The 22,478-nt window shown below is 68.4% G+C and carries 21 protein-coding genes and 2 pseudogenes; 9 read left to right on the top strand and 14 right to left on the bottom strand.

Annotated features, from left to right (window positions below):
- Window positions 1-57: 57 nt before the first annotated feature.
- Window positions 58-561, top strand: coding sequence for a DUF3566 domain-containing protein (locus tag ACZ7JA_RS28050; RefSeq protein ID WP_470811091.1), 504 nt, complete (start codon window positions 58-60; stop codon window positions 559-561).
- A 922-nt stretch (window positions 562-1,483) separates the two neighbouring features.
- On the opposite strand, the gene ACZ7JA_RS28045 is transcribed toward ACZ7JA_RS28050, so the two are convergent.
- Window positions 1,484-1,963 (bottom strand): nuclear transport factor 2 family protein, encoded by a 480-nt coding sequence (locus ACZ7JA_RS28045; protein WP_351667073.1) that lies wholly within the window; start codon window positions 1,961-1,963, stop codon window positions 1,484-1,486.
- A gap of 310 nt (window positions 1,964-2,273) precedes the next feature.
- Between ACZ7JA_RS28045 and ACZ7JA_RS28040 the strand changes: the two genes are divergently transcribed.
- Window positions 2,274-2,489, top strand: coding sequence for a DUF6207 family protein (locus ACZ7JA_RS28040; protein ID WP_351667075.1), 216 nt, complete (start codon window positions 2,274-2,276; stop codon window positions 2,487-2,489).
- A 687-nt stretch (window positions 2,490-3,176) separates the two neighbouring features.
- Window positions 3,177-4,325: a serine hydrolase domain-containing protein gene (locus tag ACZ7JA_RS28035; RefSeq protein WP_470811089.1), complete on the top strand. Its 1,149-nt coding sequence runs from the start codon at window positions 3,177-3,179 to the stop codon at window positions 4,323-4,325.
- A gap of 308 nt (window positions 4,326-4,633) precedes the next feature.
- Here ACZ7JA_RS28035 and ACZ7JA_RS28030 read toward each other — a convergent pair whose 3' ends face one another.
- The gene (locus ACZ7JA_RS28030; RefSeq protein ID WP_470811087.1) at window positions 4,634-4,981 is read right to left on the bottom strand and encodes a hypothetical protein; all 348 of its coding nucleotides are present in this window, start codon (window positions 4,979-4,981) and stop codon (window positions 4,634-4,636) included.
- Between the two features lie 70 nt (window positions 4,982-5,051).
- Here ACZ7JA_RS28030 and ACZ7JA_RS28025 point away from each other — a divergent pair, with 70 nt between their 5' ends.
- The gene (locus ACZ7JA_RS28025; protein ID WP_351667081.1) at window positions 5,052-6,101 is read left to right on the top strand and encodes a hypothetical protein; all 1,050 of its coding nucleotides are present in this window, start codon (window positions 5,052-5,054) and stop codon (window positions 6,099-6,101) included.
- Between the two features lie 279 nt (window positions 6,102-6,380).
- Here the strand turns inward: ACZ7JA_RS28025 and ACZ7JA_RS28020 are convergent.
- Together ACZ7JA_RS28020 and ACZ7JA_RS28015 are read right to left on the bottom strand one after the other, a co-directional pair.
- Window positions 6,381-7,315, bottom strand: a pseudogene (locus ACZ7JA_RS28020) (NAD(P)/FAD-dependent oxidoreductase); the annotation flags it as partial.
- On the bottom strand, window positions 7,305-7,532 hold the full coding sequence (locus ACZ7JA_RS28015; protein ID WP_351667085.1) for a ferredoxin: 228 nt from the start codon (window positions 7,530-7,532) through the stop codon (window positions 7,305-7,307). The gene ACZ7JA_RS28015 and the pseudogene ACZ7JA_RS28020, both read right to left, overlap by 11 nt.
- Window positions 7,533-8,029: 497 nt before the next feature.
- On the opposite strand from ACZ7JA_RS28015, the gene ACZ7JA_RS28010 reads away from it, so the two are divergent.
- From ACZ7JA_RS28010 to ACZ7JA_RS28000, 3 genes are all read left to right on the top strand, one after another.
- Window positions 8,030-9,058 carry a zinc-dependent alcohol dehydrogenase family protein gene (locus ACZ7JA_RS28010; protein ID WP_470811085.1) on the top strand — a complete coding sequence of 343 codons (1,029 nt, stop codon included), beginning with the start codon at window positions 8,030-8,032 and terminating at the stop codon, window positions 9,056-9,058.
- Between the two features lie 365 nt (window positions 9,059-9,423).
- On the top strand, window positions 9,424-9,717 hold the full coding sequence (locus ACZ7JA_RS28005) for a hypothetical protein (protein ID WP_470811083.1): 294 nt from the start codon (window positions 9,424-9,426) through the stop codon (window positions 9,715-9,717).
- A 41-nt stretch (window positions 9,718-9,758) separates the two neighbouring features.
- Window positions 9,759-10,016: a SpoIIE family protein phosphatase gene (locus ACZ7JA_RS28000; protein ID WP_389298539.1), complete on the top strand. Its 258-nt coding sequence runs from the start codon at window positions 9,759-9,761 to the stop codon at window positions 10,014-10,016.
- Between the two features lie 50 nt (window positions 10,017-10,066).
- Here ACZ7JA_RS28000 and ACZ7JA_RS27995 read toward each other — a convergent pair whose 3' ends face one another.
- A complete protein-coding gene (locus ACZ7JA_RS27995) occupies window positions 10,067-10,357 on the bottom strand; it encodes an STAS domain-containing protein (protein WP_470811081.1) in 291 nt (96 codons plus the stop codon).
- Between the two features lie 860 nt (window positions 10,358-11,217).
- Between ACZ7JA_RS27995 and ACZ7JA_RS27990 the strand changes: the two are divergent.
- Window positions 11,218-11,658: pseudogene (locus ACZ7JA_RS27990) on the top strand (ArsI/CadI family heavy metal resistance metalloenzyme); the annotation flags it as partial.
- Between the two features lie 128 nt (window positions 11,659-11,786).
- Here the strand turns inward: ACZ7JA_RS27990 and ACZ7JA_RS27985 are convergent.
- The 3 genes from ACZ7JA_RS27985 to ACZ7JA_RS27975 all read right to left on the bottom strand — a co-directional run bounded on the left by ACZ7JA_RS27985 (window position 11,787) and on the right by ACZ7JA_RS27975 (window position 14,986).
- A complete protein-coding gene (locus ACZ7JA_RS27985) occupies window positions 11,787-12,395 on the bottom strand; it encodes a type 1 glutamine amidotransferase family protein (RefSeq protein ID WP_389298536.1) in 609 nt (202 codons plus the stop codon).
- 296 nt (window positions 12,396-12,691) lie between these two features.
- Window positions 12,692-14,275, bottom strand: a complete 1,584-nt coding sequence (locus ACZ7JA_RS27980) for an MFS transporter (protein ID WP_470811079.1) — start codon at window positions 14,273-14,275, stop codon at window positions 12,692-12,694.
- 12 nt (window positions 14,276-14,287) lie between these two features.
- Window positions 14,288-14,986: an SDR family oxidoreductase gene (locus ACZ7JA_RS27975; RefSeq protein ID WP_470811077.1), complete on the bottom strand. Its 699-nt coding sequence runs from the start codon at window positions 14,984-14,986 to the stop codon at window positions 14,288-14,290.
- 107 nt (window positions 14,987-15,093) lie between these two features.
- Here ACZ7JA_RS27975 and ACZ7JA_RS27970 point away from each other — a divergent pair, with 107 nt between their 5' ends.
- Entirely contained in the window at window positions 15,094-15,579 is a 486-nt protein-coding gene (locus tag ACZ7JA_RS27970; protein WP_389298530.1) for a winged helix-turn-helix transcriptional regulator, read from the top strand.
- Window positions 15,580-16,084: 505 nt separating this feature from the next.
- On the opposite strand, the gene ACZ7JA_RS27965 is transcribed toward ACZ7JA_RS27970, so the two are convergent.
- From ACZ7JA_RS27965 to ACZ7JA_RS27940, 6 genes are all read right to left on the bottom strand, one after another.
- Window positions 16,085-16,657, bottom strand: coding sequence for an EF-Tu C-terminal domain-related protein (locus ACZ7JA_RS27965; protein ID WP_470811075.1), 573 nt, complete (start codon window positions 16,655-16,657; stop codon window positions 16,085-16,087).
- 248 nt (window positions 16,658-16,905) lie between these two features.
- On the bottom strand, window positions 16,906-18,234 hold the full coding sequence (locus ACZ7JA_RS27960) for an LLM class flavin-dependent oxidoreductase (protein WP_470811073.1): 1,329 nt from the start codon (window positions 18,232-18,234) through the stop codon (window positions 16,906-16,908).
- Window positions 18,231-19,289: an ABC transporter substrate-binding protein gene (locus ACZ7JA_RS27955; protein ID WP_389298521.1), complete on the bottom strand. Its 1,059-nt coding sequence runs from the start codon at window positions 19,287-19,289 to the stop codon at window positions 18,231-18,233. The genes ACZ7JA_RS27960 and ACZ7JA_RS27955 overlap by 4 nt, the downstream gene beginning before the upstream one ends.
- Before the next feature lie 42 nt (window positions 19,290-19,331).
- On the bottom strand, window positions 19,332-20,063 hold the full coding sequence (locus tag ACZ7JA_RS27950) for an ABC transporter ATP-binding protein (protein WP_470811071.1): 732 nt from the start codon (window positions 20,061-20,063) through the stop codon (window positions 19,332-19,334).
- Window positions 20,060-20,953 (bottom strand): ABC transporter permease, encoded by an 894-nt coding sequence (locus ACZ7JA_RS27945; RefSeq protein WP_470811069.1) that lies wholly within the window; start codon window positions 20,951-20,953, stop codon window positions 20,060-20,062. The genes ACZ7JA_RS27950 and ACZ7JA_RS27945 overlap by 4 nt, the downstream gene beginning before the upstream one ends.
- Window positions 20,950-21,846, bottom strand: a complete 897-nt coding sequence (locus ACZ7JA_RS27940; RefSeq protein WP_470811067.1) for a TauD/TfdA dioxygenase family protein — start codon at window positions 21,844-21,846, stop codon at window positions 20,950-20,952. Before ACZ7JA_RS27940 ends, ACZ7JA_RS27945 begins: the two co-directional genes overlap by 4 nt.
- Between the last annotated feature and the right edge of the window lie 632 nt (window positions 21,847-22,478).

Genomic DNA, 22,478 nt, shown 5'->3' with positions numbered 1-22,478 from the left:
CGCGGCAGAACCTTCAGCGCGACTCGTAGGCGGACGCCGAGGATCGCGTCCCGCGTCGTGACGGAACCGGCGGCGCCCGCCTTGACGGAACACGAAATCGAGTCGCCGAAGCCGGGGCCGGTTGCTCATCCGGCGCTGCCCCAGACTCCGTCACATTGGTTCACCCGAATGCGCATATTCGAGACCAATCCCTGGTCGATCACGGTGATGAGCTTCCTGGTACTGGGGGGCTTGGGGGTGTGCGTTCTCGGCGCCGTGTTCACCGCATCCATGATTTTGTACGTCGTGGCCCCAGGCGAGGGGCCGTCGCTGACGCGAACGCTGGTCATCGCCATCGTGGTCGTCGCCCTGGAGGTCCTCGTAGGCACTGTCATGGCATGCCTGTGCAGCCTCGCGCTCAACCACACGGCACGGCTCAGCCGCGGTGTCGAAGTGGCCCTGACCGGCGATTGCGGCGATCCGGCACCGGCACCGGCACCGGCACCGGCACCGGCAGGAAGCCTTGGAGAAGAAGCGCACTGTTCATCAGAGGCGTCGACGCCGGATGACATCCCCAACTGACGAAACGGCAACGGACGCGCGGGCATCTGATCTCGCATCGCCGCCCAGACGCTCCAACAGAGCGTGAGGGTTCCACGTTCAGGCCTCCGGCGGACTCGGCAACCTGTACGCGCCGGCGCTGTCGCCGACGGGCGGCGACACGGAACGGCCCAGCCTGCTCGGCTCGCTACATCAAGGGGCTACGGTTCATCCGGATCGAGGCGTTCGACACCGACGTCGCGGTCACCTATACCGAGTTGCTGCGGTTCGGGCGCTCCTGGGCCCGTCCAAGCCATCCACTCCGCCCGCCCCTCCCCCACTCACCCCACCGGGCGGTATCTGCTCACCCTCACGCCCAAGGCGGACGCGGGCACCGGCGTCCACGCCGTTCACACCGATGAGTAAGCGCCAACCGCCCCGACCGGCAGACCTCGGACGCCCGGACCGTCGGTACGTTGGGGAGAAGAAACTTGAGGATCATGGTCGTATCGGGCACCACTGGGTAGGCCGCGCCCCGGACGCACATCCGCCGTTCCTCATCCTTGAGGAGTACCTGGCCCGCTTCGGGCTCGACGGCCTGTGGTCGAACATCGAGATCCTCGACAAGAAGCCAGGCGTCTAGATCCGTCGGCGTCGGCCTCCTGTCCGGCGCCGAAAGGCCTGCCGAGAAGCGCGGCCGCTGCCGGCAGTGGCGTCCGCTAAGTACGCCCCAGCACAGGACGGCTTCGTAGGCGCCCAACTGCCCGGCGACGGCCAACCCGGCACGACGACCGGCCCCCAGTCCTCAGTCCCCGGCCCGCCCGAACACCGGCGCCAGCAGCAACCGCGCGGCCCCTTCGCCGACGATCCGCTCCCAGCCGCCGGCCGCGTTCGCACCGACACGACGCGCGCCTCGTCCAGCACCAGCAGCGACCTTCCGTCGCCGGGCCTTGAACGGGTGTCGTCAAGCATGTGATGCATCCGCGACGGGGAGCCGTTCCGTCACGCCGCCGAAGGGGAGGAAAACAGTACGGCTGGCGAGGAACCACGTGCCGTCGATCTTGCGGAAGATGTCCTCGTAATGGCCGACGTTTGCCGGGAGTCTGGGCTCGATCATCCCACCTGAATAGCCATCGACCCGGTATGTCGTCAGATAGGAGACGCCCCGCGCTGTCGCCTCGGAATCCACCGTGACCAGGATGTTCGTCATCAGACGGCGTGACAGCCTGTCCGCCGGCCGAGAGGCGAAGTAGGCGCGCAGGGCCTCGCACCCCTCGATACGCCGGTCCCCGGATGGCCAGTGCCAGACACCATCGGGCGTGAACAGTTCGGCCACCGAACTCGGGTCACCGAGGTCGAGACGGTGGATGAAGTCCACAATGATTCGCTCGCAAGCGCGTTCCGCGAGCATCCGCTCGACTGAGGGCATGATCTCGTCGTCCATACCCCTGTCTATCAGTCGTAACATGTTCTAGGGCAACGGCTTTTCCGCACCAGCAGCGGCAGGGTGGCGCCGGTGCAGCAGAAGGGCTGTTCGACGGTGATGTTGGTGGTGGCAACGACTTACTGATGCGCAGCGGGGTCGGAATACAGCAAGTCGGCAAGGCCCACGTCCCAGACGCCTGCGACCACATCACACGGCGCGGAAACGGCGCCATGGGCGCGCGCCCATGGCGCACCATGCAGCACACACTGCTGCGCCGAGCGGGTGAAAAGCCGCCGCAGGCAGAACCCGTGACCGCAGGGAGTCCGTCGTGGCAGGCGTGGATGCCTTCAGCGACGTGCACGTGTCGGAGCCCGGTCTGGTTGTCGTGGACGTCGCAGCCGCCGACGACCAGACCGCTTTCGCCTTCCAACAAGCGCTCGCGTCGATATGGACGACCACCGCGGTGGAACGCACCAGCCGGGATTCCGGCCAACCCGGTGTACGGCTGCGCTGCTACCTGGACATGCGCCAGGCACCGAGCTAGAACGCCCCGATCGGGACCGCTCTCCTACCGGCCGAAAGTCACGGTGACGGGCATGTCGGAGCACCGACCGAGTCGGTCGACCAGGGTGTGGCGTCCGGTGGCGTCGACGGTCAGGCGCTTGTCGGCCACCCTTTCGACCGGTTCGACGCCGCCAACACCACGATCAACGCCGTAAATCCTCGTGGTCGTTGGTGTAAGCGGTCCAGAGGCGTAGGCGCCGCCCCCCCAGTCCCCCGGTCCACGCTGCGTAGGACTGCGTGCCGTCCTGCCATTCTGGCAGCGGAACCCCTTGAGCAGCCGGTCGTGTGGCGGACGTCCAGCGACCCGGGGGCCGGTTGCCTGGACAGTCCGCCTCGGACCTGAGCTCGACATGCTCCGGTGGAGATCCTCTTTGCGGAGGGCAGCAGATGCCCTGCAACCCGCTACCGATCCCGGTACCGGTCGCTTCCGTCTATCGGTACACGTACGCCGGAGCTGCGTCCCCGATCCCTGGAACGGCGCCGAGCGTGGCGGCGGCGCGCATGACGGGGCTGGGTAGGTGGCGCCGTCGATGCGGGCGAGCCCCGCGGGCGCGGCGATGGCGCTGGGGGCCGGGACGAGATGGGTTCGCGGGGCGACGGGCGGCGCGATGATTCCCGGCGCGTGCGGGAGTCTGTCTCTCGACACGGTCTTCTGGAAGGCGGCCTCATGACCACCCTGCACGACTTGCTCGAAGCCCACGTCGGTGCCGGAACGGTGCCAGGAGCGGTTGGCGTCGTGGCCCGGGGTGATCGGGTCGAGATCGCAGCCGTCGGTTCACAGGACGTCGGGGGCAGCGTTCCCATGGCGAGAGACTCCATCTTCAGGGTGGCTTCGATTACCAAGTCGGTCACCGCCGCCGCACTGCTGATCCTGGTGGAGGAGGGCAGAATCGCGCTGAACGACCCCATCAGGACGTGGCTGCCGGAGTTGGCAGAACCGATGGTCGTACGTACCCCGGCAAGCCCGGTGGACGACGTGGTGCCGGCCGCCCGGCCCATCTCGGTCTTCGACGTGCTGGCCTCCCAGGCAGGGTATGGATTCCCTTCCGACTTCACGCTGCCGGCGGTGCAAGAGTTGTTCACGGTGCAAAAGGACGGGCGGGTGCCGAGCAACTTCCCGCCGGCCGACAAGTGGATGACTGCTCTCGGCAGAGTCCCGCTCCTCTACCAGCCTGGCGACGCCTGGCTGTACGACACCTGCTCCGCGCTGCAGGGTGTGCTGATCTCGCGGGTCACCAGGCAGCCGCTGCCGGAATTTCTGGCGGAGAGGATCTTCCAGCCACTGGGCATGGTCGACACCGGTTTCGAGGTGCCGGCCGCCAAGCGGGGCCGATTCACCAGCTTCTACAGGCCGAGCGGCGACGGCAGCCTGGAGCTCGCCGACGGCCCGGACGGAGAGTGGAGCAGCCTGCCTGCGCTGCCTCTCGGCAACGGCGGCCTGGCCTCGACCGCCGAGGACTGGTTGGCCTTCTCCCGGATGCTGCTGGCCGACGGGGTGGCGGCCAACGGCCGACGAGTGCTGACGGCCGGCTCCGTACGCATGATGACCACCGACCACACGAATCCCGCCCAGCGCCACATCGGCCGGCTGTTCCTGGAGGGTCAGGGCTGGGGCTTCGGCGGCTCGGTCGACATCGCCCGGACCCACCCGTGGAATGTTCCCGGCCGCTACGGCTGGGTCGGTGGCACGGGCACAGCGGCGCACATCGTCCCAGACACGGGAGCAGTCACCATCCTGCTGACTCAGGTGGCAGCGACGGGTCCTGCACCAGCACCGGTGATCAGGCGGTTTTGGCGATACGCGTCGAACGCCTGACACGCCTCTCATACCCGTAACGCCGAGCTTCGTGTGGTGGACCCTTACGCCTTTCAAATCACCGAACAACTCCCCCTTGGCACGGACAGCTTCAACCTGGTGTTCTGCGGCTTCAGGGGGCTCAGCCGGGCGCCCCCTGCACCTTGCCGTCCCGCAGGCCCCACGCGTCCTGCGCCGCGGTGAGCGCCTGGTGTTCGCCGACAGCACCAGCTGTCATCCGGCTCATCGTCTGGTGACCTGCACAGCCTGATGAGCGCCGAGGTGCGGACCGCGCAGAGTGTGGCTGGACGAGTTTGGTCTGGCACCCACTAGGGAAGCGCGTCGGCATGACGAGGCACGAACTGACGCCGCCGCACGAGTCCATGACCGGCAGTGCCGCCCACGCCTGCGGGGTCGGCCTGCGCGAGGGGGGCCAGGTGTGGATGAGCGGTGGTCAGCGCGGCCGCGGAGCCGATCAGAACGGGCGCGCCGCTGTCGAGTGACCGCTGCACGAGGGAGCGGGCCGTGGCGTCGAGGACCTGCAGGGAGTTCTCACCGCGCTCGTCGTCGGAGCACGAGGCGTCGACGTTCGGCCGGTTCCCCTCCGACGAACCGCGCGCGTGGACGGGCGACCAGGCGGCGATCGTCGACTTGCTTGCGAGCCATCTACCGGCCACGGGCGGTAGGTCTCTCCCGGGTGGCTCCGTGGCGGAGCTCCTCGTGGGGCGGCCACGAGGGCCGTTGTCAGTGGCGATTGGCAAGATTGCGGCCATGAATGTCACTCCCGTCACTCCGCCACGGCCGATCGACGTTGTCGCGGTCTTTCCCCAACTGGCCCCGCTGGCCCGCACGGCGACCCGCCTGCACCCCCGCCCTGGGGCCCCGACGTGGCACGACAGCTCAATCGGCGGGCCGCTGCTGTGGCCCGCTGGGGAACCGTGGCCGCACTGCGAGGAATCGCATGTGGTGGACGGCATCAATCCAGCTCAATCCCCGGCGGATCTGCGGTTGGAACGACGGATCTTCGCCGCCTCGCACGGCCGGGACCTGACTCCGGAGGAACGGGAGACTCTGGAGCGGATCCGGCCCCCTCAGACATATCCGGTGAGGCTGGCGGTCCAGTCGTACGACGGTCCCATAGCGATGCTGCCCGTCGCGCAGCTGTACGTACGGGATGTGCCCGACCTGAGCCCGCCGGAGGGTAAGGACCTGCTGCAGGTTCTGTGGTGCCCCTTCGATCACCCGATCATGCCCAGGACCCTGCTCTTCTGGCGTTCCGCAGCCGCCGTCACCGACATCCTCGACACGCCCCCCGAGCCGCCCGCAGTGCAGTTCGACGGCTATCTACCGGAACCGTGCGTGCTCGAACCGGAGCAGATCACCGAGTACCCCGACCATCTGGAGCTGAGCGAAGAACTGCAGGAGCAGCTCAAGCAATGGAGTGTGCCGCAGGCTGCAGAGGAAGACATGGACCCGGACACGTACTACGACTGTGTGCTGTCCAACGCACCCGGCTGGAAGGTCGGCGGCTGGCCCGCTTGGAACTCCACCGACCCCAGCCCGCAGCCCTGCTCCGAGTGCGGCACCGGCATGCAGGTCCTGATGACCGTCGCCACGTTCGAGGAAGGGGACGACGCCGGGAACAGCTGGTCTCCGCACCCCCACCCAGGTGCGGGACCGTACCCGGGCCACCGCGGCTACAACGCGACCGGGGTCCAGATAGGCAGCGGCTACCGGCAGCATCTGTTCGTCTGCCCGGCAAAGCCCGAGCATCCGCACATCGAGTTGATGACGTAGCCCGTCCGCGGTGTGCAGCCGGAGCGTCACGGTGCAGGCATGCCGTGACGCAGGGCGTCGGCGAGGCTCAAGGTTCCGGACAGCCGACGGACTTTGTTGACCTGCAGGAACGTGACATCCGGCGTCCCTTAGGGTCCAGCCGTTCAGGTTCTTGTCGTCGAGCGGGTTGAAACAGCCTCACTCTGCTGCGGAAGCCCGGCACTCAGGCAAGTTTGCTCATCGAGTGCAGCTGCACAAACTTGTCAGCGACTATGCCCATCAAGATCAGATGATGTCGGCCGGCGAAGAACACGTGATGTGGGCCGCTATCTCCGCCTGCTCGACGGCGTTGCCCCAGTGCTCGCAAGATGTCGTCCGTGACGATGCCGTTGACATCGAACACCCGGCATCCAGCGTCGCAGGCGATGCCCCGAGGTCCCGGCCACCCCCGAACCGGCCAGCCGTTCGGTGTTCCTCAGGGCACCCAGGGAGACGACCGCCACCTGAACGTCGATCGCCGTGCCGTCGGACAGGTGAGCACGCCTGAGCCGACCGGAATCGTCGCCCTCCAGGGCCGTGACGCTGACGCCGCATCGGAGGTCGACGCCGTTCCTGCGCTGCATCCGGTCGGCGACCGCGCCGATCACACCACCGAGTGCGCCCACCAGGGGCGCCGGGCCGCGTTCGGCGACCGTGACATCGAGATTCAACTCGCGGCACGCGGAAGCGACTTCACAGCCGGTGAAGCCCGCGCCGATCACCAGTACTCGCGCGGAGCCGCTGGTCAATTTCCGTTTCAGGCGTGCGGAGTCGTCGCGGGTTCGCAGGACGAACACCCCGTCCAGCTCCGCCTGTTCAGGATGGAACCACGGGCGCGCCCTGGTTCCGGTGGCGATCAGCAAACGGTCGTAACCGACGGTGTCGCCGTTCGCCAGGCGTACCTGCTTGGCGTCCCTGTCCAGGCCCTCGGCGGGAACACCGAGACGCCATTGCGCATTGACGTCACGCCGCCGTGGGAGTTGTGTGTCCTCGGCCCGGGCTCGCCCGAGCAGCACTTGCTTGGACAGTGGAGGCCGGTCGTAGGGCTCGTACGGCTCGTCGCCGATCATGGTGAGTGATCCGGTGAAGCCCTGCTCGCGCAGGGTCTCCGCGGCACGCAGGCCCGCCAGGGACGCGCCCACGACGACGATCCGGCCGTCCCGGCGCAGGGCTGCGACGTCGGTGTCAGCCGACACGGGGCTGCACCCCCTTCGTCGGCTTGTCGGAGTAGTCGACGAGAATGGCCTGGACCGGGCAGGCGGCCGCGGCCTCTTCCACTCGGTCACGCAGCCCCTCGTCGAAACGGGGCGAGAACAGCAGCCCCTCGTCGCCGTGCAGGGCGAAGACGTCCGGGGCGAGGAAGACGCACTGCGCGTACGCCTGACACCGATTGAGATCGACGACAAGCCTCATTGGTAGCCCGCTCCCTGCGCGGCCCGCCGCAGTCGAAAGCCCGCAGCCGCCTGCGCTGGTCCATACGGTGGGTTGGCATGCCTCTACCTCAGAATCAACCCGTGCACAAACGCCTCGCAAGGCGAGCGGGCCGAGCGTCCCCGGACCTGCGCTTGGCCGGCGCCAGTGCCCTGGATCCTCAGCCAGAGGCGGTAGAGAGTCCCGGCATCCGCCGGCACGGCCCCGCAACGGCCCTGCGCCTCATCGTGGACGGTCCGCTACCAGGAATCTACCCGGCTCCTGGCGTAGCGTGATGGGTGGAACGTTGTGGCCACGAAGTGAAGAGGTGCGCTGCGGCGAGCAGTCGTGGTCACGGGGCTGAGTGTTGTCGCGGTCATCCGCAGTCCATGGTGGTCCGCGCGGCGACGCCGATGAAAGCTCGGGGCTGGCGATGCCGACGACGGCGACGCCTGTGAAGAACGGAAAGGCCGCTCATGTCTTCGACCATGCGCGCGCTCGTGGCGGTGAAGGCCGGTGAGCCCGCTGACGTCCTGCGGCTGGAATCTCGCTCCGTTCCCGCGCCGGGACCGGGTCAAGCACTGATTCGGGTGGACGTGACCCCGATCCATGCCAGCGATCTGCACGTGCTGCGCGGCCGCTACGGCTTCTCCCTCGACTTCCCCGCCGTCGGGGGCCACATGGAGTGCGTGGGCCGTGTCGCGGACCTGGGCGCGGACACCGAGGGACCGGCGATCGGCGAGCGGGTGGTGGTCGCCGCGATCCCGGCGGTACCCGGGCCCTCTCCGGTCGGCACCTGGCAGGAGTACCTAGTGGCCGACACGCGGAGACTTCTGCCGGTCCCTGACCTGCTCAGTGACTTCAGCGCCTGCCAGCTCGCGGTCAACCCGCTGACCGCGCTGCTCCTGGTCACGCGCGAACTCGACTGTGAGCCCGGCGAATGGCTGCTGCAGACGGCCGCGGGCTCCACCGTCGGCCGCCTAGTCATCCAGGTGTGCAGGCATCTCGGCATCCGCACCCTCAATGTCGTACGCCGACGCGCTGCCGTCGAAGAGATCAAAGCGGTCGGTGGTGACGCGGTCATCTGCACCGAGGACGAGGACCTACTGCGGCGGGTGGCCGAGACAGCGGGACCGGCCGGCGTGCGCAAGGCCCTCGACTGTGTAGCGGGTCCCGTGGGCGCCCAGGTGTCCCAGGCACTGGCCCCGGGAGGAGAAGTCATCGTCTACGGCGCCCTCTCCACCCATCGGCAGACGGACCCGGCTGCGCTGACGATCCCCCTCCAGGCGCGCTCGGTCATTTACGAGACCAAAACCGTCCGGGGTTTCTGGCTGAACCGCTGGTTCGGCGCCGCCTCACCCGATGTCGCGCTGCAGGCGCTGTCCCAGGTCCGCGATCTCGTCACCACCGAGGTGCTGACCATCCCGCAAGGCCGACCGTTCCCGCTCGAGCGCTTCACCGAAGCTGTCTCGCTCGCCGAGGCACCCGTACACGGCGCCAAGCCACTCTTCGTCCTCGACGACGGCTAGGGGAGGTAGGCAGCGGCCGTGCTGGTGCGGGCAACGCTGCCCAGCCGCGAGAAGCCTGCGCACGCCAAATCGTTCTCCATTTCGCATGGGGGCGAACCGGCCGCTCTGAGACTCTGGGGACGCGGTCGCCTACTGCGTGGTGTCCGCCGTCTACATGCTCCTCGCCGTTCTGGGATGCGTGCCAACGGTGTCGATCATGTTGGCCGCGGCCCTCCCGTCGAACACGGGGCACGGGTCCCGGCCAACGCAAGCAGTTCCGCACGCGTTCCATAGGCACGATGTTGCTGCCAGGCCGGGGGTCGGTATCCCGCGTGAGCGTGAGGCTCTGGGAGCCTGCACGGCCGAGAAGAGCGTGAAAAGGGCATATGCGTCTACGCGATATCCGTGGGGAGCGGCTCCCCGAGCACCGGCGCGGGCTGTCGGCTCTGGTGGTCTTCGTCTGTTACGTACGGGAGCGGCATGCCCGGGAGCTGAGCCGGTTGCGGTCGGTGGCCGAGATGGCGCAGCGAGCTTTGCTGCGGCCGCCACCCCGCCGGATCGGGCCGCTGCGGGTGGCCTGGCTGTATCTTGCCGCCGAGGACGAGGCTCAGATCGGAGGCGACCTGTTGGCCGTCGCCCGCGCTGATCATCCCTGCTGGGACTGCGCGCCCTCAGCGTAGGCAGCGATCGCACCGACCGGTTCACCTTCGAACCGGGTGACATGCTGCTGCTGTACACCGACGGCGTGATCGAAGCCCGCTCACCGACCGGCTCCTTTTACCCGCTCGCCGATCGGGTCGCTTCCTTTCAGGCATCAAGCCCGGATGCCCTGCTGCAGGAGATCCACCGCGACCTGCTCGTGCACACCGGCGAGCAGCTCACCGACGACGCAGCCTTCCTGATCATCGAACGCACCCCCTCACGCCATCCGCACCGGCCGCACCTCGTATCCCAGGCCGACGGATCACCATCGTTCTGACCGGCCACCCGCCACAATCTGGCACGCTCCGCGTGTGCGGCACTCGGGCCCTACTCGATCACCATTGCCTTCTCCAGGCCGGCATGCCGCAGGGTGCGCAGCACGGCGCGTCGCGCACCGCACACGGCGGCCGTTCCGGAGTGCTCTGTCACGGCCCGCAGCAGGGCGTAGACGCACGCCAGGTCGATGCCGGTCACCTTGTGCAGGTCCAGTACCCAGTGCTCTGCGGCGTGCAGGCGCGGATCAGCTAGTAGCGCTTCGAGGTCGCGGAGCAGGAGGGTGCTGATTTCCCCCGACAGGGTCACCTCGGCATGCCGGCCGTCGACTGCAGTGATCACCATGTCTGGTTGCGCGGAATGTGGTTCAGCTGTCACAGCGGCCTCCCGCACGGGTTCGGGTGCGTACATTCAGTCTGCAGATGCCGGGCCACAGGGCACATCCGCAACCATTGGACGGCGGTGGGGCACGGACGGTTGAGCGCCGCAGGCCCGGAGGTGCCGGCGACGGCCAACGGCGGCCTCCTACGAGCACGGCCGACTGCACCGCCTCGCTTGCACGCAAGACGCTCGACGGCCGATCTAGGCGCCCTTCCAGCACACCTTTCGTTCCGCAGCCTGCAGGGCAGGCCCCAGCACCACGCGCCCTGTCGCTACGGTCCGGAAGGCAGTCAGCGTGCCAGGACGACAGTGATCGGAGCATCCGCGCAGTTGCCGAGTTCCTCAGACAGTGCGCTTTGCTCGGCGATGTCGATGCTCAGGCCCCAGCGGGTCTTGTCGGCCCCAGTCGGTGACGTACCGGCAGCGAGCGGTATGCGGTGGCCGGCGGCAGCCAGGTGGTGGGATCCTGGTCCGCCTTGGACCGGTTCGAGCCGGCCGACACGGCGATCAGCGCGCGGGTCAGCCGCAGGAGTAGCCGGGTTCGTTCACAAGAACCCCGGGCTGTTCACTGGCTGACGCCGACAACGCCGTGAGGCGCCATGCACCACACTGCGACGGCAGTGCCCGCACCTCCGACCGCAATCCGAGGCCGGCTATTTGCCGGGCGTCGCAGCAGCTGAGGGCCGCCTGCTCCCTTCTTGTGCGCGGCACGGGGCCAAGAACGTGGTCAACGCCGACAGCACTCCTGGGGGCTTCCTCGGCCACCCATGCAGCTCATTGGATGAGGTCGGTGTGCGGATGATCGGGGGAAGCCGGGTCGATTGCTGTTCGGCGCCGAGCCCGCCAAGCGCCGCGACGGATACGCCAACTTCGCCCTCACCGAGCCGCCGCTCAAGCTCGTCCTCCTCGAGGGGCAGGCGGGCGAGGAGACCCGCCTGGACCACCTCGGCGTCGAGGTCGCCACCACTGAGGAGGTCACCGACTCCTCCACCCGGCTGAAATCAGGGCTGGCCACCTTCGAGCAGAACGTCACCTCCTGCTGCTACGCCCTGCAGGACAAGGTGTGGGTGACCGGATCTGGCAAGGAACCGTAGGAGATCTACGTCGTCAAGGCGAGTGCCGACACCCTCGGCAGGAGCGCCTACAGCACGCCGCAGGCATGCTGCCGGACCGCCGCTTGCTGCACGCCCGGCGACCAGGCCATCGACCCCTCCCACACCCCGGCCGAAGCGAAGGCCGCTGCCGGGTGTGCATGCGTCACCTGACCCACCGCATGGCGACCGGCCCAGCGGCGACGTCCCGGCTCCACGCTCCCACAGCCCAGGCGTCGCAGCGGGCCCGGGGATGAGGAGGGTCAGGCCCGCTGCATGCCGGACGTCTTTGGTGTTCGACGTCAGCGCAGTGCGATCGCGCCCGTGTGGACGGCGCGCATGGCACGCTCGATGGTCTCCCGGCTTTCGCCGACTGGAGCCACGTAGCCGATGACGTCTTGCGCGGCGCCTTCCCCGAGCACGCGGGTGATCACCCAGGTGGCGAGGTACTGGGACGCCAGGCAGCCGCCTGCTGTGGCGATGTTCCCCTCGGCGTGGAACGGCGCGTCCAGCACGGTCACGTCGCAGGCTTCGACAAAGGGTCGGCTCTTCACATCGGTGCAAGCCGGCATGCCGTCCAACAACCCCAGCCGGGCGAGCACGAGCGCGCCGGAGCATTGCGCACCGATGAGTTGTCGCGAAGGGTCAAGCGGCAACCGGGAGATCAACTGGTCGTCGGCGACCACGTCTCGTGTCTTCACGCCGCTGCCGATCAGCACCACCTCGGCTTCGGTCACAAATTCCATCGGGCGCTGTCCGGTCACCTCGACACCGTTCATCGACCTGACTACCGGTGTCGGGGTGGTGATGAAAGCTTCCAAGCCGTCCTTGCGACATCGGTTGATCAGCGCGGATGCGATGAAGCTGTCGAGTTCGTTGAACCCGTCGAAGGTGACCACGGCTACCTGCATCACGTCTCCTTCCAGTACGGCCCTGGCATGTGCATCCTTCCATGGCGCGCGTTTCCGAGGTGTGAGCCGGATCAGGGGCCGGCTCGGCGGATGACCATCGCATCTTTGTCGCACCGGGCTCCATCGGCCACAGCACAGCCGCCCGGCGAACATGTCATAGCGCTCTGGGGCCGCCGCGCTCCGCCAGGTCTTCCACGGCGAGCCACGCCCCATGCAGCGGCCCGGCACCGTAGACCGCGTCGACATCGCTGCGCAACGGACCCACAGTGCGCGGCGTCGCTCACGGAAGTCGGACGTCAGTTCATCGTGGCGGTGGTGTGGTGCGGTCGGTTCTGTATCAGCAGGGCCGAGGCGAGGGCCGCGCACAAGAACACGGCGGCGATGACGGTCATGCCGACATGGACGCCGGAGGTGAAGGCGTCGTCAATCGCGGCGGTCACGTTCGGCGGGACCGCTCGGTGGGCGCCGCTGCCGGTGGAGACGGCGTGCTCGACGGCGGGCCAGGCCGCGCGGGGGACGTGGTGGGCGCCGAGCCGTGCCGGCAGTTGGGACTGGAGTCGGCTGGCGAGGAGTGCGCCCAGCAGTGAGGAGCCGGTGACGGATCCGATCTGGCGGAAGGTGTTGACGGCTCCGGAAGCCATGCCGGCGCGCTCGTGCGAGACGCTGACCAAGGCGGCGGCGGTGCTCGGCGCGGCCACCATCCCGCTTGCGGCGCCGAAGAGCGCGTACAGCCACCACACCCGGGCATAGGGGGTGGTCGGATCCAGCGTGGTGAGTCCTGCTGCTGCTGCGGCGCCGAGGATGAAACCGAGGGTCAACGGGAGCTTGAAGCCGGTACGGCGGATCACGCGTCCGGTCGCGTAGGCGACGACGACGTAGACGCCGAAGAAGGCCAGCAGCCGCCATCCCACGTCCAGGGCGGACAGTCGCTGAACGCGCTCGTAGAAGAGCACCGACAGGATGGCCATGCCGGTGAAGCCGAACAGGGAGACCGCACCTACGAACATGACGGCGCTGAACGACGCCGACCGAAACAAGGTCATGTCCAGCATAGGGGTGCGGCCGGCGCGCTCGACGAGGACGAAACCGCTCAGAGCCGCGACCGCGATGATCAAGGCGGTGAGGATGCTGGGGCTGGTGTAACCGTCGTGTCCGCCTTCGATCAGGGCGTAGACGAGAGCGGCGATGCCCACGACGGCCAGGATCTGGCCGGGGATGTCGAGCTTGCCGTCGGGGCCGCGCGATTCGGTGACGAAGGCGGCGACGGCCATGGTGACCAGGGCGAGGACAGCGGTCGACAGAAAGACCGTGTTCCAGTGGAAGTGGTCCAGGAGGGTGCCCGCAATCAGGGGGCCGGCGGCCAGCCCGATGCCCGAGGAGGCCGCCCAGGCGGTGACGACTTCGGTGCGCCGGTGGGGGTCGGGGAATGCCGCTCCCAGGATGGCCAGGCTGTTGGGCAGGATGAGAGCGCCGCCGAGGCCGGAGACGAGCTGGCCGGCGATGACGCCTCCCGCTGAATGCGCGGCATAGACGGTGAGCGAGCCGACGATCATGATCGCGGCGCCGGTGAGGAAGGTGCGCTTGCGGCCGTAGAGATTGCCGACGGTGCCGGCGGACATCACCAGGCAGGCCACGAGCAAGGCGTACGCGGAGGGAATCCAGACCAGGCCGGTGGGAGTGACGTGCAGATCATCCTGGATGGCCGACATCGCTGACACCGATGCGGTGATCAGCAGGAAGGTCGTCATGGCGCCCAGGCACATCGCGATGAGCGTGACGGCGGCGGCGCGCCGGGAGAGCTGGTCCGAGGAGAGTCGGACATCGGTGTGCGGGTCGGTCGGCCGGAGTCGGCCCGGCGCGGGGGATGGAGTGGAGGTCACGGTGTCCTCGTCTCAGCCGAGCTGCGGGTACAGGGCGGCGACGCCACCGGAGAGGTCGGCCTGTACCTGACGGCTGCGGTCATCGACGACGATCTCGGCAGCCCCGGAGGCGATGCCGTCGACCGCAGCGCGGGCGACGTCCACCGGGTCGGTCTTGGGCTCGGTGACGTGGCGGGCCATGTCGGTGTCCATGTATCCGACGTGAAGTCCGGCCACGGTTATGCCCCGGGGTGCGAGCTGCTGTCGCAACGCGTTGGTCAGGCTCCACTCCGCGGACTTGGCTGCGGCGTAGGCGCCGACGGCGGGAAAGCTGATCCACGACAGCACGGAAAGGACATTGAGGACGGAGCCCCCGCCCTGGGCCTCCATCAGCGGGGCGAAAGCACGGATCATGCCGAGGGTGCCCAGGTAATGGGTCTCCATCTCCAGACGGACGGCGTCCCAGCTGCCGGTCAGGAGATCGGCGCCCGTGGAACTGCCCGCGTTGTTGATCAGCACGGTGATGTCACGGGCTTCCTTCGCCGCCGCGGCGACGGAGGCGGGGTCGGTGACATCGAGCCGTATCGCTTTCACGCCGGGCAGATCGATCTGATCCGGTCGGCGGGATGCCCCGTACACCGTGGCACTGCGCGCGACCAGTTCTTCGGCCAGTGCCCTGCCGAGCCCGCGGTTGGCCCCTGTGACCAGAACCCTTGATGTGCTGATGTCCATGATTCCTCCTCGGGAGGCACGCCTCTAGGCTGACTTACGCTTCCAAAAGTCAGCCTCGACGGTATAGGCTGGCTTCGCATAAGGCAAGCCAGGCGGAAGGTGGGGAAATGAAGGATCTGCTGAAGGAACGGGACGCCTGGTCCATGGCCAATTGCTCAATCGCCAGGGCTCTGGAGATCGTCGGAAACAGGACCGCGATGCTGATCATGCGTGAGGCGTTCCTCGGCACACGCCGGTTCGACGACTTCGCCAGGCGTGTGGGCATTGGAGAACCTGCCGCCGCGGCGCGCCTGAAAGAGCTGACCGCCGCAGGTCTCCTGGAGCGCGTCCCTTACCAGGAGCCCGGCCAGCGGACGCGGTACGCCTATCAACTGACGCAGAAGGGGCGGGACTTTCGGGCCGTCATCATGGCGCTGCGCCAGTGGGGCGACACCTGGGCCGCCGACGAACAGGGGCCCCCGGTGGTCGTACGCCACGAGAACTGCGGTGCGCCGGTGCATGCGGTGCTCCGCTGCGACAACGGCCACGACGTGCAACCTGGGGAGTCGTTCGTCGATGCCGGCCCGGGCCTCATTCGCGTCGCCCCGGAATGAGCGGCCTGCACACACCTACGGTGCCCACCAGCAGGCTGCGGAACGTGCACGTGCGCTCGAGCATCGTGCCGGTCATGCCGCAGCCGAAGGTGTCTGTCGGCGCTGCGAGCAGGACTGAGTCCAGCGGTTCCGCTTCAAGGACGACGGGATGTGCTTCCCGCTCTGCCCCGAGTGCGACTCGCTGCGGTGGTTCCACGAGACGGTCGGCGTCCCCGCACGCTTCCTCGATGATGTCGTCGCGGCGCGCCTCGGCATGAAGGGCAACTCGTGGGGCGATCCAGTCTGCGTCCCGACGTCATCGAGCCGGCACCCGGTCTCCAGCGCTGAGTTCCAAGAGCTATCGACCGAGCCGGGAACAGCCCGCGGGCCACGGTGACGGCAACCGGTCGCCTCGCATCACGAGTCGGCTGCTCGCCCAGCCGTTGACCCGGTCGCGCCCCGCCCGGGCCCGCCGGTGCGGGAGGTTCGGTGTTGTTCGCATGCCGGTCGGTGGCCGCGCGGCCGGTCAGTTCGGAAGTCGGGTCACGGTCCCCGTGCCGGCGGCACGGCCGTGGTGTCGGAAGGCGAAGGGCTGGCCTTCCTCGAGGGCGACGGGCCGTTCGAGGGCGGCCGTGACCATTCCCCTGTGCAGTGGTGGGAGTGCGTCCGTGTCGGGGGCCAGCATGACCGTCCCCCGGACTACGGCGGTACGGACGTGGAACTGCAGGCGCTCACCACTGCGTATCTCCGCGCCGCCGTGGTCCTCGGCCAGCAGTGCGATGTCCGCCGTGAAGCGAGCATAAGCTGCGACCGAGCCAGGCGCCGCCAGCACCTGTCCGCGTTCGATCGAGCCGGACGCCACGCCGGGCAGCAGCAGGCCCACATGCGTGTCCGCACCCGCCTCGTCGATACGTCGGTGGTGCACTTCGACGCCTCTGACGGGCAGAAGTGTGCCGCCGTCGAGGCCGACGGTCTCCACCATGTCGCCTTCACGGACCCGGCCGCGCTCGATCCGGCCCGTCAGCAAGACCATCCGGCCCTGATTGCGGTCGAAGACGTCTTCGACGCACATCAGGAACGGTTCACTTCCTGCCGTCATCAAGCCCCTCGTTACCCCCGCCACGACCGGGGACCGAAGTTAGCAGGACCGAGGCCGGGACAGGACCGCGGGGCGCTGCGTCCGGTTCTCCGCCACAGCGGCTGGCCTCCGGGGGAGCGGGCGAAAGCTGCTAGTCGTGGCTGTCCTGACTCCCGCCGCTTCGGTAAGTGGAAGCGGCGGGAGTCGCGAGCGGGCCGGCCGTGGGAAGCGGGCCGGCCGTGGGAAGCGGGCCGGCCGTGGGAAGCGGATCAGTCGTGGAACTGGTTCGCGGGCACCGGGAGCCCGTAGTGCTCACGCAGGGTGGTGCCTTCGTACTCCTCGCGGAACAACCCCTTGCCGCGCAGGATCGGCAGCACGCGCTCGACGAAGGCAGTCAGGCCCGAGGGGAGTGCGGGGGCCATGATGTTGAACCCGTCCGCGGCACCGCCCTCGAACCAGGCGATGATCGTGTCCGCCACCTGCTCGGGTGTGCCGACGAACTCGAAGTGGCCGCGTCCGCCCCCGAGCCGGGAGATGATCTGCCGGACCGTGAGCTTCTCGCGCACCGCGAGATCGATGATCAGGTCGGAACGGCTCTGCGAACCCTCCAGCTTCGGCCTCGCCAGAATGAACTCCGGCAGCGGCTGGTCGAGTTCGAGGACCGACGGCTCGGTCTCGAACACCGCGGCCAGCTGACGCAGCCCGTACTCAGGGACGCGCAGCTCGTCGAACTGCCGCGCAAGCGCCCGGGCCTCCTCCTCGGTCGAGCCGATGTACGGGACGATGCCCGGCAGGACGATGACACCGTCCGGGTCGCGCCCCGCGGCCCTGGTCCGTGCCTTGATGTCCGCGTAGAAGCCGGCCGCACGCTCGTACGTCGTGTGCGCGGTGAAGATCGCCTCGGCGTGCCGTGCCGCGAAGTCCTTGCCGTCCTCCGAGGAGCCGGCCTGGACCAGCAGCGGGTAACCCTGCGGCGGACGCTCGACGTTGAGCGGGCCGGCCACCTTGAAGTACCTGCCCTCATGGCTGAGCCGGTGCAGGCGTGCGGGGTCGGCGTAGCGTCCGGCGGCCTTGTCCGCGACGACGGCCTCGGACTCCCAGCTGTCCCACAGCGCCTTGGCGACCTTCAGGAACTCGTCGGCGCGGGCGTAGCGCTCGGCGTGGCCGGGGCGGTCGTCGAGGCCGAAGTTGGCCGCCTCGTCGGCCCCTGCCGAGGTGACTATGTTCCAGCCGGCCCGGCCGCCGCTGACGTGGTCGACGGACGCGAGTCGACGGGCGAGGTTGTACGGCTCGTTGTACGTCGAGGACACGGTCGCGATGAGGCCGATCCTGCTGGTCGCCTGGGACAGCGCGGTCAGCAGCGTCAGCGGTTCGAGCTGGCCCGGCGGCCGGAACTCACCGGTGCCGATGAGGGCCGGGCCGTCCGCGAGGAACAGCGAGTCGAACTTGGCGCTCTCCGCCAGTTGTGCCAGCTCGATCCAGTGCCGTAGGTCGAAGTCGGCCCGGGGATTGCTGTGCGGCAGCCGCCACGCCGCCTCGTGGTGGCCCGCTTCCATGAGGAAGGCGTTGAGGTGGAGCCTCCTCCGTCGCGCGCTCATGAGGTGACCTTCAGCTTCGAGCTGTCGTAACCGGCCGGCAGAAGGTTGTCGACGATCGATGGGACGTCGACCTTCTTGGTGATCTGCCCCGCCTCCAGGAAGGCGTCGGCGAGCTTCTGCTCCAGTTCGATGTCCGACTGCTCCACCGGAGTCACCCGGTTCGAGTAGGCGGCCAGGGACGCCTTGGCGTCATCCAGCGGGATGCCCTGCTCCTTCGACAGCGCCTGCGCGTATTCGTCGGGGTTCTTGACCGCCCAGGCGAACTCTCGCGACAGCCTCTTCAGGACGTCTGTAAGAGCCGCACGCTTGGTCTTGTCCTTCAGCGACGTGTCGCTCGCGACGTAGTAACTGCTCGTCTGGTCGATCGGCGGGAGGCCCTTCACCAGGATCCGCGCGCCGTTCTTGACCGCGATCGCCGACTGCGGGTTCCAGATCGACCAAGCGTCCACCTTCCCGGTGTTGAACGCCGTGGCGCCGGCCGCCGGGTCGAGGAAGACCAGCTTCACGTCCTTGGGGGTGAGACCGGCGCTCTTCAGCGCGTTCAAGGCCAGACCGTGGGCCGAACTGCCCTGCGGGACAGCGATCCTCTTGCCCTTGAGGTCGGCGGCCGTCTTCAGCTTCGAGCCCTTTGGCACGATGATGTTCTCGTTCGACTGGGTGGGTGTGAGCGAGCGGTTGACGGCCACGACCTTGAAGCCGTACTCCTTCGCGGCGCCGGTGATCGGCGGTACGTCGCCGACGCTGCCCAGGTCGATGCCGCCCGAGGCGGCGGCCTGCACAAGCGGCGGACCGTAGGTGAAGCGGGCGAACTTCACCTTGTAGGGCGCGTTGTCGAACACGCCGGTGACCTTCGCCAGTTCCTGGCTGCCGTCACCGCCGTTGTCGCCGATCGTGAAGGTGTACTTGCTCCACTCGGGGTGCTTGGCGTCACTCGCGTCGACGGCGTTGCTCAGCGGCGCGGCGGTGTCCGACGACGATCCTCCGCAGGCGACGAGGGTACTCGCCAGGGCGAGCGAGCCGACTGCGCCGATAAGTCTCGTGGTTCTCTTTCGCATGGGTGTGGTGCTTTCTGTGCTGGGTGAGGGTGTTCGGGGAGGTCAGTGCTGGCCGGCGAGGCCGAGGTCTTCCAGGAGCCGGGCGCGCAGTTCCTCGCGTGCGATGCCCGCCTCGCGGTCCGCGGCGGTGAGGTGCACCTCGTGCGAGGTGCCGATGCGGCCGTTGCTCATGACGACGATGCGGTCCGCCAGGGCGATCGCCTCGTCGACGTCGTGGGTGACCAGCAGCATGGCCGCCTGATGCTTGGTCCGCAGCGCGCGTACGAGGTCGTGCATGCGCAGCCGGGTGATCGCGTCGAGGGCGGCGAACGGTTCGTCGAGCAGGACGAGTTCGGGCTCGGAGACGAGCGCCCGCGCGAGTGAGACCCGCTGGGCCTCGCCGCCGGAGAGTTCCTTGGGCCACGCCTTCTCGCGGCCGGCGAGGCCGACCTCGGCCAGTACGTCGCGGGCCCGCTGCTCAGCGTCGTACCCGTGCAGGCCGAGCGTGACGTTGCGCAGTACCCGCTGCCAGGGCAGCAGCCGGTCGGCCTGGAAGACGATCGCACGCCGGGCCGGGACCTCCACGCGCCCGCCGTCGGGCCGGTCCAGTCCGGCGAGCAGCCGCAGCAGGGTGCTCTTGCCGCAGCCCGAAGGGCCGAGCAGGATCACCAACTCCTCGTCGGCGATGGTGAGGTCGAGGTGGTCGAGCACCACCCGGTCACCGAACTGCCGGACCACCTGTTCGACGACTGCCCCGGTCTGTCGACGGGGCTCTGTCGCGGTCGTGCTGCTCATGACGCCTCATAACTGGGTCGCCACCGCAGCAGCACCCGCTCGAGAGCCCGGACGAGCTGGTCGGCGAGCAGACCGAGGAGCGAGTAGATCACCAGCCCCACGAAGACCTGGTTGGTCTGGAGATAGGTCTGCCCCTGAGTGATGAGGAAGCCAAGTCCCGCGTCGGCGTTGACGGTTTCGGCGGCGACGAGACCCAGGACGCTGTATGCGAGGGAGAACCGGAGGCCCACCAGGAACCCTGGCAGGGCCCCGGGCACCAGCACGCGCGTCACCAGGCGCCAGGTGCCCGCGCCCGTCGTGCGCGCCATTTCGATCAGCCGCTGGTCGACGCCCCGTATCGCGGCGAACAGGTTGAGATACATCGGGACACCGGCGCCGAAGGAGATCAGCAGCACCTTCGTGAGCTCGTCGATGCCGAACCACACGATCATCAGCGGCAGCACCGCGAGGAGGGGGATCGTGTTCAGCACCTGTACCAAGCCGTTGAACAGGTACTCACCGCTGCGTAGCAGCCCGCCGAGCACCCCGCTGACGATGCCCACCGTCAGACCGATCGCGAGACCGATGCCGGCCCTTTGCAGCGAGATGGCCAAGTCCGGCCCGAGGACGCCCTGTTGCCAAAGATCGACGGCGGACCTCACGATCGACGTCGGCGCGGGGGCGTAGGTCTTCGCCAACACTCCGGCCCGGGCGAGGATCTCCCAGGCGATGAGGATCGCGACCGGAGTCGTGTAGATGCCCAGCGGCCAGCGCAGGCGCTCGCGGAGCGTACTGAGCGGCGTCCGGCGGCGGGCGTCGCGCGGCAGGAACACCTCGCGTTCCCGCGTGCCCGTCGTCCCGGCGTCCGGGACCTTGGTGACGGCCGGCGCCTTGAGGCCGAGATCGGTCATGCCGCCACCGCCAGCACGCTGCTGTAGTGCGAGGCATCGCCGATCAGTTGCTCGCTGCGGCGGCCGTCGACACCGGTCGGTACCTCTCCTGCGATCGTCACCCGGTTGAGGCGGCGCGGGTGGTCGTCGTGGTTGTCCACCGCGTAGTGCTGGGTGATCCGGTTGTCGAAGATCAGCAGCTGGTTCGGAGACCAGGTCCAGCTCAGGATGTTCTCCGGACGGGTCACATACGACTGGAGGATGCGCAGCAGATCTGCCGAGTCGCCGCTCGACAGGCCGACGATCCGCTTGGCGAAGCCACCGATGAACAGCCCGCGTTCGCCGGTGAGCGGATGGACTCGCACGACCGGGTGCTCGGTCTCGTAGGGCGTCGAGACGAAGGCCCGGTCGTACTCCTGTCGCTGCGCCGTCGTGGCTGCGGGGCGGGCGTAGTCGTGCTGGTTGGTGTGCACGACGCGCAGCGTGTCCGCGAGGGAGCGCAGCGGTTCGGGCAGGTCGCGGTAGGCCGCGGCGGCGTTGGCGATGAGCGTCTGGCCGCCGTAGGGCGTGGTCACGATGGACCGGAGCGTGGTGAGCTGCGGCGGGTTGACCACGAAGGTGACGTCCGTGTGCCACTCGTTGGCCTTGGACGTCGCGCTGTCGACGGCAAGGACATTCGTCGTGCCGTCGGCGGCCGGCACGTTCGGATGGGCGGTGGTGAGTTCGCCGAACCACCCGGCCACGCGCTCTTGGCCGGCGTTGTCGAGCTGCACGTCGTCGAACACGATCGCCTTGTGCTCGTTGAGGGCGTCTCGGAGCGTCGTGACTGTCGCGATGTCGGGTGGCGCCGCGAGGTCGACGCCGTCGACGACCGCGCCGATGCGGCCGGTGAGCTTTCGGATGGACGGAGGCATGAGGGGATCCCTCCCGGGCAGATGGGCACGCCAAGGGGTGCTGGAGAACGGGGAGTCGAGTGAAGGGGGTTGGGTACCGCGCAGGACTGATCGACCATGCGGAATACCGGACTGGGCCGGCCGGAGAGAGGACGCGTGGTCGCAGAAGGCGCGTGGTCGCAGGACCGCTACAGCCGCGATCTCAGCGGCCGCGTCGACGTGCGCGAACAGGCTCCCGGCTCATACGAGGGAGGTGGGAGGGAGGGGAGCCCTCAAAAGGTGGATACGACGATCCCTTGCCGCGTCAGCGACAACAAAACGCGCTGGAGACGTGCGCCAGGTCGATGTGGCGCCGCCGAGTGAGGTCCACGCGCGGGTTCATAAGACGGGAGTTCAGCAGAGGTCCACCACGTCGGTCAATAATTTTCCGGGCAGGTCTTGCATTGCGGACACGGCACCCCGGTGAGCGTCAGCGGGCGGCCGCAGAGCGGGCCGAGGCCGAGAACGTCAGCCGGGAGTTGCGGGCGGTGCGCCGGGGTGGGGTCATGCGGCCCAGGCGCTGCGCGAGGCGGCGGCGTTCGAATGAGCCTGGCCCACCGAGGCCCCACACAACGGCGAGGCCTCGGTACGGTCATCGCCTGCGTTTCGTCAGC

The organism is Streptomyces sp. NPDC038135 (genome assembly GCF_055601245.1).
Note: the sequence above shows the minus strand (reverse complement) of the source record. Positions and strands in the feature narration are given on the sequence as shown.